Source organism: Winogradskyella sp. R77965, from assembly GCF_044594915.1.
Taxonomy (GTDB): domain Bacteria; phylum Bacteroidota; class Bacteroidia; order Flavobacteriales; family Flavobacteriaceae; genus Winogradskyella.
On sequence record NZ_CP138990.1, the window covers coordinates 3,644,684 to 3,663,079 of the forward strand.

12 protein-coding genes are annotated in these 18,396 nt (G+C 33.7%); 10 read left to right on the top strand and 2 right to left on the bottom strand.

Translation table 11 applies throughout. The features are described 5' to 3' along the window. Window positions 1-6 precede the first annotated feature (6 nt). Together SJY34_RS16230 and SJY34_RS16235 are read left to right on the top strand one after the other, a co-directional pair. Window positions 7-1,140, top strand: coding sequence for a glycoside hydrolase family 105 protein (locus tag SJY34_RS16230; RefSeq protein ID WP_400077474.1), 1,134 nt, complete (start codon window positions 7-9; stop codon window positions 1,138-1,140). 75 nt (window positions 1,141-1,215) lie between these two features. Next, the gene (locus SJY34_RS16235) at window positions 1,216-2,961 is read left to right on the top strand and encodes a sulfatase (protein ID WP_400077476.1); all 1,746 of its coding nucleotides are present in this window, start codon (window positions 1,216-1,218) and stop codon (window positions 2,959-2,961) included. A gap of 28 nt (window positions 2,962-2,989) precedes the next feature. On the opposite strand, the gene SJY34_RS16240 is transcribed toward SJY34_RS16235, so the two are convergent. Together SJY34_RS16240 and SJY34_RS16245 are read right to left on the bottom strand one after the other, a co-directional pair. Next, window positions 2,990-3,904, bottom strand: coding sequence for a sugar phosphate isomerase/epimerase family protein (locus SJY34_RS16240; RefSeq protein WP_400077478.1), 915 nt, complete (start codon window positions 3,902-3,904; stop codon window positions 2,990-2,992). Between the two features lie 104 nt (window positions 3,905-4,008). Beyond that, the gene (locus tag SJY34_RS16245) at window positions 4,009-4,968 is read right to left on the bottom strand and encodes a hypothetical protein (protein ID WP_400077479.1); all 960 of its coding nucleotides are present in this window, start codon (window positions 4,966-4,968) and stop codon (window positions 4,009-4,011) included. Window positions 4,969-5,200: 232 nt separating this feature from the next. On the opposite strand from SJY34_RS16245, the gene SJY34_RS16250 reads away from it, so the two are divergent. The 8 genes from SJY34_RS16250 to SJY34_RS16285 all read left to right on the top strand — a co-directional run bounded on the left by SJY34_RS16250 (window position 5,201) and on the right by SJY34_RS16285 (window position 18,354). Continuing rightward, window positions 5,201-8,659, top strand: a complete 3,459-nt coding sequence (locus SJY34_RS16250; RefSeq protein ID WP_400077481.1) for a glycosyl hydrolase — start codon at window positions 5,201-5,203, stop codon at window positions 8,657-8,659. 156 nt (window positions 8,660-8,815) lie between these two features. Then, the gene (locus SJY34_RS16255; protein WP_400077483.1) at window positions 8,816-9,634 is read left to right on the top strand and encodes an ATP-binding cassette domain-containing protein; all 819 of its coding nucleotides are present in this window, start codon (window positions 8,816-8,818) and stop codon (window positions 9,632-9,634) included. Continuing rightward, the gene (locus tag SJY34_RS16260; protein WP_400077485.1) at window positions 9,634-10,461 is read left to right on the top strand and encodes a hypothetical protein; all 828 of its coding nucleotides are present in this window, start codon (window positions 9,634-9,636) and stop codon (window positions 10,459-10,461) included. The genes SJY34_RS16255 and SJY34_RS16260 overlap by 1 nt, the downstream gene beginning before the upstream one ends. A gap of 1 nt (window position 10,462) precedes the next feature. Continuing rightward, window positions 10,463-10,828: a GntR family transcriptional regulator gene (locus SJY34_RS16265; RefSeq protein WP_400077487.1), complete on the top strand. Its 366-nt coding sequence runs from the start codon at window positions 10,463-10,465 to the stop codon at window positions 10,826-10,828. Window position 10,829: 1 nt separating this feature from the next. Beyond that, window positions 10,830-11,807: a redoxin domain-containing protein gene (locus SJY34_RS16270; protein WP_400077489.1), complete on the top strand. Its 978-nt coding sequence runs from the start codon at window positions 10,830-10,832 to the stop codon at window positions 11,805-11,807. 31 nt (window positions 11,808-11,838) lie between these two features. After that, window positions 11,839-14,028, top strand: a complete 2,190-nt coding sequence (locus tag SJY34_RS16275; protein ID WP_400077491.1) for a TlpA family protein disulfide reductase — start codon at window positions 11,839-11,841, stop codon at window positions 14,026-14,028. Window positions 14,029-14,201: 173 nt separating this feature from the next. Beyond that, on the top strand, window positions 14,202-16,211 hold the full coding sequence (locus SJY34_RS16280) for a T9SS type A sorting domain-containing protein (RefSeq protein ID WP_400077493.1): 2,010 nt from the start codon (window positions 14,202-14,204) through the stop codon (window positions 16,209-16,211). Window positions 16,212-16,434: 223 nt separating this feature from the next. Continuing rightward, window positions 16,435-18,354 (top strand): hypothetical protein, encoded by a 1,920-nt coding sequence (locus tag SJY34_RS16285; protein ID WP_400077495.1) that lies wholly within the window; start codon window positions 16,435-16,437, stop codon window positions 18,352-18,354. Window positions 18,355-18,396 lie beyond the last annotated feature (42 nt).

The following is an 18,396-nucleotide window of genomic DNA, read 5'->3' on the forward strand; positions in this document are numbered from 1 at the left end:
TTTAAAATGAATAAATCAATCTTAACACTAGTAGTTCTATTATGTCTTTTTAGTTGTTCTGAAGTTCAAAAAACAACATCAGAAGAGAAAGATGTTTTTAATGAAACTCAGATTAAAAAATCGATGATTAAAGCATTAGAATGGCAAGAAGCACATCCTATTTTTGCAATACATCCTACAGATTGGACAAATGGAGCCTATTACACAGGTGTAGCAAGAGCGCATAATACAACTAAAAATATGATGTATATGGCTGCGCTAAAAAATCAAGCTGTAGCTAATAATTGGGAGCCATTTAAACGATTATACCATGCTGACGATGTCGCTATTTCATATAGTTATTTGTATGTTTCTGAAAACGAAAAAAGAAGAAACTTTGCAGATTTAGAACCTACAAAAAACTTCTTAGACTCACATCTCTATGAAGATAATAATTGGAAAGCTGGCACAAATAAAAGTAAAGAAGATAAAACCATTTTATGGTGGTGGTGTGATGCCTTGTTTATGGCGCCACCTGTAATCAATTTATATGCTAAACAAACAGAGCAACCAAAGTATTTAGACGATATGCATAAGTATTACATGGAAGCTTATAATAGATTGTATGACAAAGAAGAGAACTTGTTTGCAAGAGACATGCGATTTGTTTGGCAAGGCAATGATGAAGATAGAAAAGAACCAAATGGTAAAAAAGTGTTTTGGTCTCGAGGCAATGGATGGGTAATTGGTGGTTTAGCATTATTACTTGAAGATATGCCTAAAGATTATGAGCACAGAGGCTTCTATGTTAATTTGTATAAAGAAATGGCCAGTAAGATATTAGAAATACAACCAGAAGATGGCTTATGGCGCACAAGTTTACTAAGCCCAGAATCTTATGATCATGGAGAAGTCAGTGGTAGTGGTTTTTACACCTTTGCAATTACTTGGGGAATAAACAATGGTTTGATAGATAAAAAACATACACCTGCAGTTAAAAAAGCATGGAAAGCATTGGCTGCTTGTCAGCACGAAGATGGTCGTGTAGGTTGGGTGCAAAATATTGGTGCATTTCCGGAGCCAGCAACTGCAGATTCTTGGCAAAATTTCGGAACAGGTGCCTTTCTATTAGCAGGAAGTGAGATTTTGAAGTTGGAATAGATTCTTAAATAAGAAAAGTTAAAAAGGATATTAAATTTATTATTATCCTTTTTTATTTTTTAAAATAGTTATGGTATGAGATTTCTTCGATTATTACTTATAGTTTGTGTTTGTTTGGTAGGCTGTCAATCAAAAGATAAATCCAATACACAGATTAAAGATGAAGCCGTTTTGGAGTTGCCCAAACGCCCAAATATACTTTGGTTAGTCACCGAGGATATGGGACCATATATTCCACCTTTTGGAGATATGACAGTGGCAACCCCAAACTTAAGTAAACTAGCAAGCGAAGGTGTCATATATCCTAACTTGTATTCAACATCTGGTGTTTGTGCACCAAGTAGAGCTGCTATAGCGACAGGAATGTATCCGTCAAGTATTGGCGCTAACCATATGCGAACCAATTCATATAACGATGAAATTGGCGTACCAAAATATGAAGCAGTGCCACCACCACAAGTAAAAATGATAAGCGAATTGCTGCGACAAGTTGGCTATTATTGTACCAATAACTATAAAACCGATTATCAATTTAAAGCACCTGTTACAGCATGGGACGAAAGTAGTCCTTATGCACATTGGCGAAATAGAAATGAGGATCAGCCGTTCTTTTCGGTAATCAACTTTACGGAAACCCATGAATCTGGTTTGTTTGAACCTTACGGATTCAGAGAAATTGAAACCAGATTATACAAGGCAGGAGATAGAAATTATAAATGGAAGAATTTTGGCAAATCTCATGCTAATAACCGAAAAACAGAAGAAGAAACAACCATACATCTTCCAAAAGATACAAAATTCAATATTCCACCTTATTTGCCAGATACAGAAGCCACACGTCGAGACATGTGGAAGCTGTATAACAATATAGGGGAAATGGATAAGCAAGTAGGCGCTGTATTAAAACAACTAGAAGATGACGGATTATTAGAAAACACCATTATTGTTTTTTATGGTGATCACGGTGGACCATTACCAAGAGAAAAACGCTTAATTTATGATTCAGGATTAAATACACCTATGATTATAAGATTCCCTGATGGGCAATATGCAGGAACAACAGATAATCAATTGGTAAGCTTTATTGATTTTGCCCCAACACTATTGTCCTTAATTGGCGAGGAATCGAAAGAATACATGCAAGGGCAAGCTTTTTTAGGAAAGCATAAAGCTGATGAACGCAAATATATTCACGCCGCTGCAGATAGGTTTGATGGATTTACCGATGCCATAAGAGCTGTAAGAGATAACCAATACAAATACATACGCAATTACAGGCCAGAACAAGGCTACTATTTGCCAGTAGCATACAGGGAGAGAATTCCAACCATGCAAGAATTGTTAAGATTGAAAGATGAAGGTAAATTAACCGACGCACAAATGCAATGGTTTAGAGAACAAAAGCCTAAAGAAGAATTGTTTGATTGTAAAGCAGACCCTTTTGAGTTAAATAATTTAGCAGATAATCCTGACTATAAAGAAAAGCTTAATGAGTTGCGTTCAGAAATGGATAGATGGCTTACTGAAGTTAATGATATACCTAATCTAGACGAAAGAAAACTAGTCGACCATTTATGGTCTGGCAATGACAGTAAGCCTAAAACTTCGGAACCTATTTTGACTTCTCAAAATGGAAAAGTAAGCGTGACTTGCGAAACTGAAGGTGTTTCTATTGGTTATAAAATTATAAAAGAGGGAAAAATACCAAAGTCATGGATGGTGTATCAAATTCCAATAGAACTTTTAGAAGGAGAAAAAATACATGTGCAGGCACATCGTATTGGGTTTGTTCCTAGTGAAACAGTAACGTTTAATTTATAAGACATCGCAATACAGCTGTAAAATAAGCCTAGCTTTTGTTGTATTCCCTTTTAAAATCCGTTAGCATGTCCTTGATAATCTCCTTAGGATTACCATCGGATAGACTTTCAAAAGAGACATAACCACGAAAATTATGGCGCTTTATCATGTCGGCCATCTTTGCCATATCGGTAGTTTTTTTCTCTTGATTGTGATATATATGTTCTTTGATAAACCAATAATTAGCATAAGGAGCTAATTTTTCAGCCTCAGCATAGGGATCGCTTGTGGTGCGAAGACCAGAAATATCAAGAATCAGTCCGAACCATTCAGAATCTACGCGCTTAATAATATCGATAACTTCATCAGCCGTAAATAAGAACTCATTATGATTCTGTAAGGCAGCAATGACACCAACTTCCGATCCATATTGGGCGCAACTTTTATAAGCTTCAACCAACCATGTTTTTACTTGTGCTTTGCTATAGCCCTTTGGAATGTTTCTACCCGTAAAAATCCGCAAAATAGAGGAGCCTAGCCCAGATGAAATATCTAGCCATTCTTTAATCATTTTTAGATCTTTCTTTCTAGCTTCTTTGTCTGCAGTCACAAAATTATTACGTACACCAGTCCATGAGATGTTTAACCCAAGTTCCAATGCTCGTTTTTTCAAAGCAAAAATTTCAGGTTGTTTTGGAAGTTTGGGATAAGATGAGAAATAGTAGGCCGTAAGATCCACTGCATTTAGACCAATATCAGAAGCAAATTCCATCATATCAAAGAGGTCCATTTGACCACTTTTAAACTCGTCATTAAAGGAATACGCATTAACACTGCACTGAACCTGATGCGTCGCAGTAGATTCGGTCTCATCTTTAGAAGTAGCACTCCATAAGGCAGGAGTTGATAATAGGGCAGGTGCTATAATTAACTTTTTAAGGACATCTCTCCTGTTATTTTTCATAATAATTTATGGCTTTGCTATATCCAAAAAAATAATCGTTATTCTACTAAGTCGATAGAAACTTAGTAGAATAACGATTAATTATATCTTCAAGGAAATTGAATTTATTCATTAACAGTTTCAAGTGTGGTATTGGCCCATCTAATTTGTGCTCTTCCTCCTCTAACGCGGTAAGCACCATATCTCATTTTAGATTGTGTACCTCTATCTGGTTCTGGGATATTCCAATTAAATGCTTCTCCGCCAATTATAGCATTGCAATAATGTATTTTTAAATCGGGATTATTAGGGTCTTGTATAAAACCTACTTTCATTTCAAATGAAACTATTTCGTTTTTATCGACTTTCTTAAGAAAAACAACTTCTCTACCGTCACCTGATCCACCACGTTCTAGAATGCGTTCTGCATAAATATCAAACGCTACTTGCTTATCAGCATTAACGCCTGTACCGTAAACTGGATGTGCTCTATATAAGCAAATAGCAGGATCAGGAGAACCACCTCCACCTGTATGTTGTCCTTTGGCTTGTGCAATGTAAGATCCACTCGAACCAAAAACGCCTGTATCTGCTACTTCAAGGATTCTAAAATCCCCATTAAATTTCACAAATGAGCCTACATTAGCGTTTGCTATGGGTGATGCGCGTTCTATTCGAGGTTGCAAGGTGCCTGGTGTATCCCAATGATTAGAACCGTCGGTAATATTATATATTCCCCAAGTAGTATCATCAATAATACTTTCTGAGTAATCCGAGTAGCAACTTCTATCATCAACCTCACCTACATTAGCAGGGTCTGGTATATCTACGTTTCTGGTAGTGTTGTTTTCGAATTCACCTGAAGATGGGCAAGCTAAATCTGTGCTCGTATCTTCATCTGCAGCTATAACAACAGCAGGATCTGGATCTGGGTCAGGATCTGGATCTGAGTTAGGGTCTGGGATTTCATAAACAATTATATCTTCGGAGAATCCAAGCCCATCTTTTGTACAAGAAGAGAAGGATACAAAAACGATTAATGTTAGTGACGAAATAATTTTGAAACTGAACTTTGATTTTTTCATAATTTGATACAATTTTAATCAAAGGTAAAGCTTTACTCTAATTTAACTGTTCTGTGGTATCCTGATGTATAAGGGTTTTAATACAAGAAAATCATTTGTGCAGTTAATACAGAGGATTTAATAAATCACAAGTGCATATTTAAAATGGGTTTTGCTAATATTTTCCGCAGGATTCAGCAGGACACATTTAATTAAAAAAAACAGTTACTTTATTTTTTAAAAGATTCGCATTATGAAGATTAAGTTTTTGAACTGCCTTGTACTGGTTTTAATTTTAAGCTGTCAACCCAATATATCTGAAACAACAGAGGTAATATCTGAAATTAGTTTTGAAGAATTATCAGAGAATTTTAAATCACCATCCAAAAAATACTATCCAGAAACTTGGTTTCACCTTAACGGAAATAACATCAGTAAAGAGGGCTTGACCTCAGATTTAGAAGCTATAAAAGCCGCAGGTTTACAAGGGATTCATCTTTTTAATAAAAACGGAAGACCTTATCCAAATGTAAAACCCATTAAAATTTTATCATCAGAGTGGGAAGATATGATTCGTCATGCTGCAGATGAGAGTAAACGCTTAGGTTTAAAATTCACCATGCAAAACTGTCCTGGTTGGTCTATGACAGGAGGTCCTTGGGTGCCAGCAGAAGAAGCACAACGCGAAGTCGTAGAAACAATTTTTAGAGTATCTGGAGGTAAGACTTTTGATGACATATTAGAAATGGATTCATTATATCATACATCGGATTACGATTATAAAGATATTCAGGTATTGGCTTTCCCAACACCAGAAGGTGATGATTTAGAGCCCTTCAATCCTTCAAAAATAGAATCAAATAATACTATAGTACCTTGGAAAGATATCTTCAATCCTAATTCAAAAATTGTAGTTACGCGCAAAACGACGCGCTTAGATAAACCTTTAAAAGAATTTAGAGCCAATGGTATTTCAAAAGTAAAAAATCAAGATACTTGGGTAAAAACAACCTTCGACGAATCCATAACATTGCGAACGATTACTTTTCCTCAATTGCGTCATATTATAATGGGTACGGAATATCCAGTAATGGATGTTGATATTAAAGTGGAAGCACTGATTGAAAATAAACTAACAGAGATCACAACCGTAAATTTACCTGATGCGAATTGGAATGACAGACGCAAACATCTTACGCTTACAATTCCTGAAACAACATCTAACGTGTTTAAGTTTACGTTTGAAGGAGAACATACCATCGCACCAGAATTTATTCGATTAAGCTCAAGTCCGAAGTTGCATAACCACGAGGCCAAAGCAGCTAAGGTCTTAAGACGACTTGAAAAAGAGGTGCAGTATGATTATGCAAAAAACACCATCATTAAGTCTAATAGCATCATCAACCTCACAGATAAAATGACCGCTGAAGGCAAATTGACCTGGAATGTGCCTGAAGGTAATTGGACCATAGTTCGTTTTGGTCATATTAATATGCGATTAACCAATAAACCAGCAGTTCCTGAAGCAACGGGTTGGGAATCGAGTAAATTAGATAAAATAGCTATTGAAAACCATTTGCGTAATGGTATGATTGGTAATTTAATAAAAGATGGTGGTCCAATAGGTGATGGTAAATTACAGGGTTTATTGATTGACAGCTGGGAAAGTCATGTGCCCACATGGACCATAAATTCCGATGATATGTTTACTGAGTTTGAAACTCGGCGAGGTTACAGTATGAAACCGTATTTACCTGCAACAATGGGTTATATTGTAGAAAGTCCTGAGGTAACCACTAAGTTTTTACGAGATTTGCGTCATACCATGGATGAAGTGTTTATTGATAATTTCTTCAAGCATTTTGCTACTGTAGCCCACGATATGGGAGCTGAGGTATATACCGAAGGTGCAGGAGGAGAAGTGCTACCTATTGACCCTATGCGCTATTATGGTGTAAGTGATATTCCCATGACTGAGTTTTGGTATCCTAAAGAACCGTCGGCCCAAAGAGAATATGCAAAACCAATATTTAATGCGGCATCGGCAGCACACTTATATAATAAGCCAGTTTTAGCAGCGGAAGCTTGCACGCAAGTTGGCGTAAAATGGAACGAACATCCGTTTTCTGTGAAATACTTAATCGATTATAATTTTACAAAAGGTGTTAACCATTTGGTGTTTCATACCTTTTCCCATACGCCACAGACTGATGTGTATCCAGGATCTAGTTTTGGTGGTAATATTGGATTTCCTTTAGTGCGGCAACAAACGTGGTGGCTTTACATGAAAGATTGGACAGATTATTTAGCTAGAAACCAATATGTGTTACAACAAGGCGAGTATGTAGCAGATGTATTGAGATATTATGGAGATCATTTTGATCGTCCGCCTTTTGATTTAGATGCGTTTCCTAAAGGCTATCGTTTTGATTATTTAAATGCTGAAATATTGCATGATAAATTGAGTATTAAAAACGGTAAAATTCATGTTGAGAATGCTGGAGATTATCGCGTCATTACATTGAGAGACTCAAAACAGATGTTGTTATCTACTGCAAAAACAATAAAAGAGTTGGTGTTAGCGGGCGCTGTAATTCTTGGTGATAAACCTCAAGATTCACCTAGTTTAATGGATGACGAAAATGATTTAAAAGCATTAGCGACGATAGCTGATGAGCTATGGGGAAATTCTGTTGAGGGTGAAAGACAAGTAGGAAAAGGAAAAGTGTATTGGGGAAAATCAATTGATGCCGTTTTAAATGCTGAACGTATAGCGCAAGACGTTATCGTGCCAAAAGACTTAGATATTAATTGGATTCATCGTGAGACAGCAGATGCCGATATTTATTTTATAGCGTCAAATCATAATCAACCAGTTGATGCGACATTAAGTTTTAGAATAAAAGATAGGAGTCCGCAACTATGGAATGCTTTTAATGGCGAACAACAAGACGCTAAAATTTGGAGTACAACAAATAATAGAACAAATGTTACCTTATCTTTTGCGCCAAGCGGAAGTGCAATTGTGGTCTTTTCAAAAGACAATAAACAACCTTATGCTTCAAAAGTAACCTATAATGATGATGATATTTTAAGCACAGAAACAGGATGGTACAAAATTCATGATACGGATGATTTTCCGAAATTATCTTGGAAAGGCGATAAATTCTTCGCATCAAAAGATGGCGAGTATAGTTTTCATCAAAATGGAACTAAAATATCTAAAACTATTTCTTTAGAAGAGCAATCACTGCAAACAAATTGGATTTTAGATTTTGAGGAAGGTTGGGATACTCCAGAATCCATTCAAGTTGACGAGTTAAAATCACTAACAGAATTAAATAACAATCCTGTAAAGCATTATTCAGGAACAACTACCTATACAAAAACATTCAACTTAGAAACAGTTGAAAGTCATGTGTTAATCGATTTAGGAACAGTTTCAAATATTGCAGAGCTATGGTGTAACGGTAAAAAGGTTGGTGTTAAGTGGGCGCCGCCTTTTCAATTTAATATTACAGAATATGCTCAAAAAGGAGAAAATACACTTGAAATTAAAGTTACCAATACCTGGCGCAATCAACTCATTTATGATAATTCTAGGCCGAAAGACGAGAAAAAAACATGGACAACAAGTCCACCAAAAAAAGATGAAACTGAATTAGAGTCATCTGGTTTAATTGGACCAGTATCGTTAAAATCTGTGTTCTAACAGAAATAGTTAAAAATTTAGTTTAAAATTTTCTAAATCATTCAGTATAGTTAGTAGAATTACACAAATTCTCAAAAAAAATCAAAATAATTGTTTTTGTATTTAAAAAAACACTAGCTTTGTGTCATAGTATAATATGACACTAATACAATAAGCATGATTTGTGCAAAGGAAATAACATTTAATTATAAAAATAAGCCTTTATTTAAAGACCTTACTCTTAACTTAGAATCTGGAAATATTATTGGTTTGTTTGGTAAAAATGGATCAGGAAAAACTTCATTATTAAAATTATTAACAGGTTTATTAAAACCAAATGAAGGAAGCTTTAAAGTAGATAGTTTTACTCCTTTTAATCGATATCCAGACTTTTTAGAAGAAATACACTTTGTTTCTGAAGAAATCTATCAACCAAATTTAACTTTAAAGAAATACATAAAGTTATATGCTCCATTTTATAAAAATTTTGACGCATCTAAAATGCAAAGAATTTTAGAGGAATTTGAACTTAAAGAATCTTATAAACTTCAGCAAATTTCCTTTGGTCAAAAGAAAAAATTTATGATCGCTTTTGCGCTATCTACAAATTGTAAGTATTTGTTTTTAGATGAACCTACAAACGGTTTAGATATTCCATCAAAAAGTACTTTTAGAAAAGTGTTGGTAAATTCTATTGATGAAAATCAATTGGTAATTATCTCTACACATCAAGTAAAAGATATAGAAAACTTAATAGATGACATTGTAATTCTTAATAATGGAAAAATTGCCCTTCATAAAGATATAGACAGTATTTCAAAAAAAATACAATTTAAAAGTGTTGCAAATACTACCAACTATGAAGATATAATTTACAAGGAAAAAAGTTTAGAAGGTTATAAAGTGATGCTACCTGTAAAAGGCAACACTGAAACTAAAATAGATTTAGAACTACTTTTTAATGCAGTGGTTAGTGATAAAAATATTAATTTATAATGATGAATTTTCAGCACTATTTTAATTTTAATCGGTTTTTCAAACTGTTAAAATTTGACATTTCTTTTAATACTAAAAAGTATTTAATATTTATTGGTGTATTAATTATTGTTTTATTCATTTTAGATCTTATTCTCATTGATACTGGAAGTACATTTAGAGTATTAGAAAACAATGATAGAGAATATTTTTATAGAAAACGGGACTATCAATCTTCATTAGTCATCACCTTTTTAGTAACGATGTTTTTAGTGGTTAGTTCTGCGTTTTCTGCATTTAGAAAAAAAGAAAGTACAAGTAATTATTTACTACATCCTGCTTCTACATTCGAAAAGCTTTTGGTGCAATTTGTAATTAGAGTTCTTCTTTTTAGTATGGTGTTTATAGTGGTTTTTTGGGCAGATTTTAAGTTGGCTTCTTTTACCTACAAACTATTTAATTTTAAAGACACTATTCTTATACCCAATTTTGCCTTGTTCGATGTGTTTCCGCACTATATAAAGCTTTTAGATAAAACAGCAATAATACTTGGCATACTTTCATTTGCATCCTATTTATTGCTAAATGCTGTGCATTTTAAGAAAAATGTTATGCTAAAAACCATTGTTTTATTCGGCATTTTTGCTCTTAGTATCTTTTTACTGAATGTTATGTTATCTCATCTTTTTTTACCAAATGAAGTCAAAGGTTTTGATGTAAAGGTTTATCATCGATATTTAGAAAACGGACTACGATCAGATCAATTTTGCACCTATATAATTGGAATTTTTTCAAGCTTATTTCTACTACCTCTCACTTATTTTAAGTTAAAAGAAAAACAAGTATAAGATGGAGTTTGAATCTCATAAAAGTATTTATCTCCAAATTGCAGATAACATCTGTAATCAAATTTTAAAAGGAGAATTGGAACAAGGAAAAAGGGCGCCTTCTATAAGAAATTTGGCTGTAGAACTAGAAGTTAATAGAAATACAGTAATGAGAACATTTACGTATTTACAAAACGAAAATATTTTAATAAATAAAAGAGGGGTTGGTTTTTTTGTTGCAGAAGACGCTATCAAACGAATTTTAGAAAATGAAAAAAACACCTTTTTCAAAACAGAATTGCCATACCTATTGGAAAGAATTCAATTGTTAAAATTAAATTCTTCTGATTTACAAAAACTAATTACTACGATAAAAAACAACGATTAAAATGAAAAAGAGTACATACTTACTAATAGGTTTTTTAGTTTTTTTCTTTGGAACAATTCTAGCATTGCATATCGATTCTAAAAACTATGAAGAAGAATATTTAGTGATAAGAGAAAAAAACATAAAGAGCTCTGAATATAGAACAGCTTTTTTTGCAGCAAGAAAATTGTATTACGATGATAAATCTGCTGAAAACTGGGATTATTTACTTCAAAAAGCAAAACTCTATTTTTCAAGTAATGTCAGTAATACTTCAGATTACAATACTATCGGATGGGATGTATTTATGTATTATAAGAAACATAATGATATTACTGCTTTAAAATTAGCCGAAAAATGGACACAAATAGGTGTTAAGTTAGATCCTAAAAACGGGCATATTAATGATACGTATGCAGCAATTTTGTTTGAATTAGGTTTTACTAAACAAGCTATAAAACACCAAACTATAGCAGTAGATTTTACTAAAACGGAAAACCTTGACTGGCGGAATCATTATACCGAAAGATTAGAAAGATATAAAGATTATCTCGATTATAACAAGGTTGAAATTGGTGACAGATATATAGATGCTGCGCTAACAACCGTTGATGATAATTCTATACCACTATCTAAACTTGTAAAGGATAAAGCCACGCTACTGTCTTTTTGGAATCCAACAATAGGTACAAGCAAACAAATAACAAGAGCGTTAATTCCCGTTCATCAGAAATTTAAAAATAAAGGATTACAAATTATAGGAATTTCTAAATCTAACAGTCCTCGTAAATTATTAAGAATAAAAGAAAATATCCAACAAGAAAACCTAGAATGGTTAACGCTTATAGATGTGAATTCTAATGAGAAAATATGGGATAAATATGGAGTCATAGATTCTAACAATGCTAATATTTTAATTGATGAAAATGGAAGAATCATCGCCATAAATATTAATGCGGAAGAATTAAATGTGGAATTAGAAACCCTTTTAGGCAAATAAATAAAAATTGAGCTATCAAAAACATAAAAACATGAAAAAAGCATTTACAACACTTTTGGTAATTTTAATAACTACATCACTTTTTGGACAAAAAGTAATAGAATATCCTGATTACGAAGTAAAAAGATCTAGTATCTACGATGTTGATAAAATAGAGCTCACGGAAACTGAAACTAGAGTTCATGTTAGAGGTACTATTATTCCAGGTTGGCATATGAGATTTAGAAAAAATGATTTCTTAAAAGACTACAAAACCGGTAAAGAGTATACAATTATTAAGATTGAAAATCATGAGTTTAATGAAAAAATACTAATTCCAGAATCTGGCACAAAAACAGTGGTACTTGTGTTTCCACCTTTAGATAAAGGTGTGAAAAAAGTAGATTTTAAACATGCAGTTTATGGAATATCTTTAGACAAACAAAGAAGTGACAAGCCGAAGGAAGTACCAAAACACGTCACTAAGTGGATAGAAGATGAATTAAATAAAGTTACAGATAGCCCTATAATAGATTTTAATTCAAATGAATTTTTCAAGCAAAAACCAGCAAAACTCATTGGTTATATAAAAGAATATGACAAAAGGTTGAAATTTGAGACAGGTATTGTATATCAAGGTAATAATATTACCAGAGAAGATTACCCTATTGTTGTTCAAGTATATGAAGATGGTCGTTTTGAGGCCGAAATACCTTTAATTCATCCAGAAACCAATTATTTAAGCATCAATAAATCTACTATAGATTATTATCTAGAACCAGGACAAACGCTTGCTATAATTTTGGACGCTGAGGATTTTAGAAAAAATGCAATTTCTAGAATGACGCGCTCTTCGCGTTATAAATTTAAAAACACAGTTTTTAAAGGACCTCTAGCCGAAATCAATAACCATCTAATGAATTTTATGGTTGAAGATTTTAATTATAGAGCCTTCAAAGAACGAATTAAAAACCAAACGCCAACAGAATTTAGAGAAGAACATGATGCCACGTTTAAAGCAAACAAAAATCTATTGGATACGTATATTGATAATAACAATGTAAACAATAAAACAAAACAAATATTAGAAAATGCTTTAATCGCAGATTATGCTTCAATCTATTTCGATTTTTTGAAAAATAGAGCGTATGAAGCAAAGAAAGACAGATTAAATGCTACTCTAAACATACCTATTACAAACGAATATTATGATTTTTTAAACGAAATAGATTTTAATAGTAAGGCTTTTTTAGTGCCTAAAAGTTTTTCAAAATTTGTAAATAGGTTTGAATTTAGTAAACCCATAAGTATAATTCCTCAGCCTAAAATTAACCCAGAAATTACGTTTCATGAATATTTAGAAAAAAACAAAATTGCAATTACTGAAAAGGATAAAAATTTAGAAGAATCTAAAAATCAAAAAATTACATCTTATGAAGCATATCAGGAATTTCAAAAGAAATTTAGTAAGCCTTACCAAAATGCATTGAAAAACTATAATAAAAAATATGTACGTCCTATATTAGATAAGCCTACCATGGAAAAATGGCGGTTACGAGATTCTGTTTTAAAAAACGTATATCATTTAGATAAAAACATTGTACAAGATATTACAAAAATTAGAGCATTAACATTTGATATTGACAGAACTGAAAGTGAAAGTGCTCACAACTATTGGAGTGAATTAAAAAAAACCATAGATGAACCTTTTCTCGTAGCGCAAGGCGAAAGCATTGTAAATAAAAAATTTCCTGTTGTTGAACAAATGGCTCAAAATGATTTCGAAAATTCTAACAGAAAAAATATAACTATTGAAGCTGTTGTAACAGAGCTTCCAAAAGGTAAAGCAACAACTATTTTTAATGATATTATAAAACCTCATAAAGGCAAAATTTTGTTTGTAGATTTTTGGGCTACCAGTTGTGCGCCTTGCATTGCTACCATAAAAAAAATGAAAGAAACGAGAGCTACTTATAAAAACAATCCTGATATCGATTTTGTATTTATTACTCCTACAAATCAATCACCGGAAAGAAGCTATAAGGGCTTTGTAAAAAATCAAGACCTTGTAAACACTTACAGAATACCTGTTGATGATTTTAATTACTTACGCCAGTTATTTAAATTTAATGGTATCCCTAAATATGTAGTTATTGCTAAAAATGGAGAGGTAATAGATGATGATTACAAGATGTATGAATTTACAAGTACTGTAGATGAAATTATTAAAAAAAATAAGTAATTCAAAGAGGCTGTCTAACAAGACAGCCTTTTTATTTGTGTATTTAGACATTTCGTTTATCCTTAAATATCCACTTTTAACAAAATAGAAGGTAATTATCTTTCATTTCAGTATAGTTCAGGATACTTTTTTTAGCTACATTTAATAATTTTAAAAAAAAATTAAAAAAAGCTATGAAAAAAATTAAGTTTAAAGCCATATTATTTTTGGTTTTTATGTTATGCGCTCTTGGCATAAAAGCACAAGACGCGCCACCTTCCGATGATATTTTCAGATTGAAAAATGTAGAAACAGGGCTATTTTTAACAGATACAGGTGCTAGTGCAACAGCCGTTACTATGACAGACCTAGGTGAAACAGATCAAAGTACTCATTTTAGGTTTGTAGAAAGCGGTGCATTTTATAATATTGATAGTGAAATTTTAGGAATTTTACGTGGACCAGGTGCTGGTGGACCAGGAGGACCTTATGTTGTTGTTAGTACAACTAAAGCTGCACCAGCAGCTGATGGTGATAAGGTATGGACCATACAACATAACCAAACGAATGATACTTATAGATTTCAATCGGGAACTAGCGGAAGATTTATGTATCATGACGCAGATGGAACTGTAACCCATGTTGTTATTCCAGAAACAGATAATAGAAGTAATTGGCAGCTTGTTCCTTTTGTTGAAACTCCGGCAGAGACGGCTCCAGATGAAGATACAAATCCAGATCTTAGTTGTCCGGCTTCAGGTGAATTCCAAAACGACAATACAAGAAATGTAGATATACCAAACTCGGTTAATGTTGGTACTGCTGATGACCGAAGTTGTTATTCTGATTACTCAGAAAGTAGTGTTAATGGAAAAACTTGGGGTGTTTATAATATTACCGATGGTTCTAATCATTGGGATGGAGCAACATTACAACCCAGAATAGAGCGTTCTTTACCTCGATCTAATGAAACAGGTGTTGGCAGTTTTGCTAGATTCACTGGAATTGTAAGAATTCTTGAAGTAGGCGATGGAGGCTCATTTGGCCAAGATGGTAGTTATTTAATACAGGCTAAAGGTAAACACACTGGTGGTGGAGGATCTCCAGATCCCGCCATCTGTTTATATAGAGCACATCCTGTTTATGGTACAGGTATCAATGCAGACAAGCAAGTGGCCTTCGATATTTATGCCGAACGTATATTGGTCCGCGGTGGATCAGGTAGTAGCGGTAGAGAAGTTGTTTTTCTAAAGCAAGTGAATAAAAATGAAGAAGTTGATTTTGAGCTAGAGATTGGTTTTAGACAAGATCCTAATAATCCTGATTTAAAAATACATTATTGTGATGCCGTAATTGGAGGAGAAGCGTTTAATTGGAATATCCCAGAACCAGAACGCGGCACCGAATCAGGTATAAGGTATGGTGCGTATCGCGTAAGAGGAGGTAGAGCTCAGATGAGATGGGCAAACACAACTTATGAAAAAGCTGATGTCCCTGACACTTCAGGGCCACCACCAAGTGATGATATCTATAGATTAAGAAATAAGGAAACAGGACAATTCTTAACAGATGTTGGAGTAGGTGCTACGCCAGTTACAATGACAGATTCAGGTGAACCGCAAAATACATATTGGACGTTTCAGCAAAGTGGGTCTTATATTAATATTGATAGTGAAACCTATGGAGCAATTAGAGCTACAGGTGGTGGTTTTGCAGGAGGGGCTTATATTGTTGTTAGTACGAGTAGAGCTTCACCTAATACCGATACTGATAAAACTTGGATTCTTCATTATAATGAAACTGAAGACACTTATAGATTTGAGTCTAGAACGAGTGGTCGCTATTTGTATCACGAAACAGACGGCAATGTGTACCATCTACCAGCGGCTGAAACAGATTTACGAAGTGTATGGGAAGCCATACCTACGAGTGAATCTTTAAGTATTGAGGATAATGAATTAAGTGCGACTTCTATAAAAGTATATCCAAACCCGGCAAATACTAATTTTACCATAGCATTAAACAACAATGTTAATGCAGAGGTTAAAATATACAATTTGTTAGGAAAAGTAGTTTATCAAGGATTAACTACTAACGGAAAAATTGAAGTTAGAAATAATAGAAATTTAACCTCTGGTTTATACATAGTAACTGCTACAGCAGAGGATAATAAAACTGTTCAGACAAAACTGATTATAAACTAATAATAAGATCATATCATTAATTAAAAGAGGCTGTCTAATGAGACAGCCTCTTTTGTATTTAAAACTACAGGACAAAACAGGATAGTTTTTCTTTGAAGTAATATTACTTTTCCATACCACCTCACAAAACAGAAAAATGAAACATCTATTATTAATTATTAATCACACAACAGAATGATAATTAGGATGTTCCATGTGACTATAAAAAAATAAATATTAACACATGAAAAGACGCAACTTTATAAGACTTTCATCATTGGCAGGAGTGGGTTTATCACTTCCTATGTCTGGACTATTACATTCTTGTACTAGCCATCCTGAACATTCCTTAGAATTTAAAAATTTAATCACAGGTTTGTTGAAGGACTGGAGTGATGGAATGTTAAACGTACAGATTAATGATCCGTCTAATTTAGAGGTTCATGGTGCATTAGGTTGTCCGTCGTGTTCTCATATTCACGGGCGTTGTATGGATGCGGTATATCCGTTTTTATACATGGCAGATAAAACAGGTGACGATAAATATTTAGAAGGCGCTAAACTAGTAATGACTTGGGCAGAGAATAATGTCTCTCAAGAAAATGGAGCTTGGACGGTAATTACTAATCCAAAATCTTGGAAAGGGATTACCATTTTTGGTGCGATAGCACTAGCAGAAGCATTGCATTACCATGGACATGTTTTGGATGAGGAAACTCGGACAGCTTGGACTAATCGTCTGGATAAAGCAGGTCAGTATATTTACGACACGTTTACAATAGATTTTACCAATATTAATTATCCAGGAACAGCTGTTTATGGATTGAATTTAATAGGAAACGTCTTAGAAAGAGATGATTTTAAGGCCAAGAGTAAAACATTAGCTTCTCAAGTTAAATCATATTTTACACCAAATGAAGGTTTGCTGTTCGGTGAATGTAAAAAAACCTCAAGTAGATTAAGTGAAAAGGGTTTATATGGTGTTGATTTAGGGTATAATGTAGAAGAGACTCTGAATAGTTTAGTGATGTATGCTCTTAAAGAAAAAGATGAAGAATTACTTCAGATTTTAACCAAGTCTCTAAATAGCCACTTAGAATTTATGTTGCCAGATGGCGCTTGGGATAATAGTTGGGGAAATAGAATGTATAAATGGAGCTATTGGGGAAGCAGAACCTGTGATGGTAGCCAGCCAGCCTTTGGAATGATGGCGCACATCAATTCCGCTTTTGGAACCGCAGCAGTAAAAAACACCGAATTGTTACAACGTTGCACAGCAGACGGATTAATCCATGGCGGTCCTGGTTTTATAGAAGCAGAAATTCCGCCTTGTGTACATCACACCTTTACACATGCAAAACCATTAGCGGCATTATTAGATCATTGGGATCATTTACCAGAAATAAATGCAAATACGAGTCTACCACGAGCTACAGCAGATGGTGTTACACATTTTAAAGACTTAGATGTGTTCTTATTTGCTAGAGGTGATTGGAGAGGAACCGTGAGTGCTTATGATGCAGAGTATCATTATAAGGAAGATTACCGTCAGGCATCTGGTGGTGCTTTAGGCGTTTTATATCATGATAAAGTAGGATTGCTATGTGCAGCAAGCATGGCAGAATATGCGTTAGTAGAAAAAAACAATCAACAAGTACAGCCTAATAAAGACATCTGTTTAACACCACGAGTTGAGGTATTTAAAGACGATTTGTGGTACACTAATTTATATGATTTACCAGCAACGGTAGCTTCAGAAGATACAGGTGATATTATTAAATTAATAGCAGATGTAAAACTAAAAAATGTGAATAGAAAAGAAGTAGAAGGAACAGCATCTGCTTTTGATATCACTTACTCATGTGCTGCAGATAAAACAGAAATTAAAGTAACTACAAAACAAGATATTACAGCGCAAACAGCTTTTGTATTGCCTATAGTCTCGCCAAATAACGAAGTCGTTACTCATGTTTCCGATTCAGAAATTACCATTCAGAAACCAGAAGCTGTAGTGACGATTAAAGCTAATGTCCCTTTAAAAATAAAAGAAATGGCTGGAAGTAGAACCTTTAATATGGTGCCAGGTGTGGAAGCTATTCCTATTGAGGCATTTTTTGATAAGGAAACAAATGAAGCTTTAGAGATTTCTGTATCAGTAAGTTGATGTTTTATGTAACACAAAGCCAATCAAGTAAATCAACATATC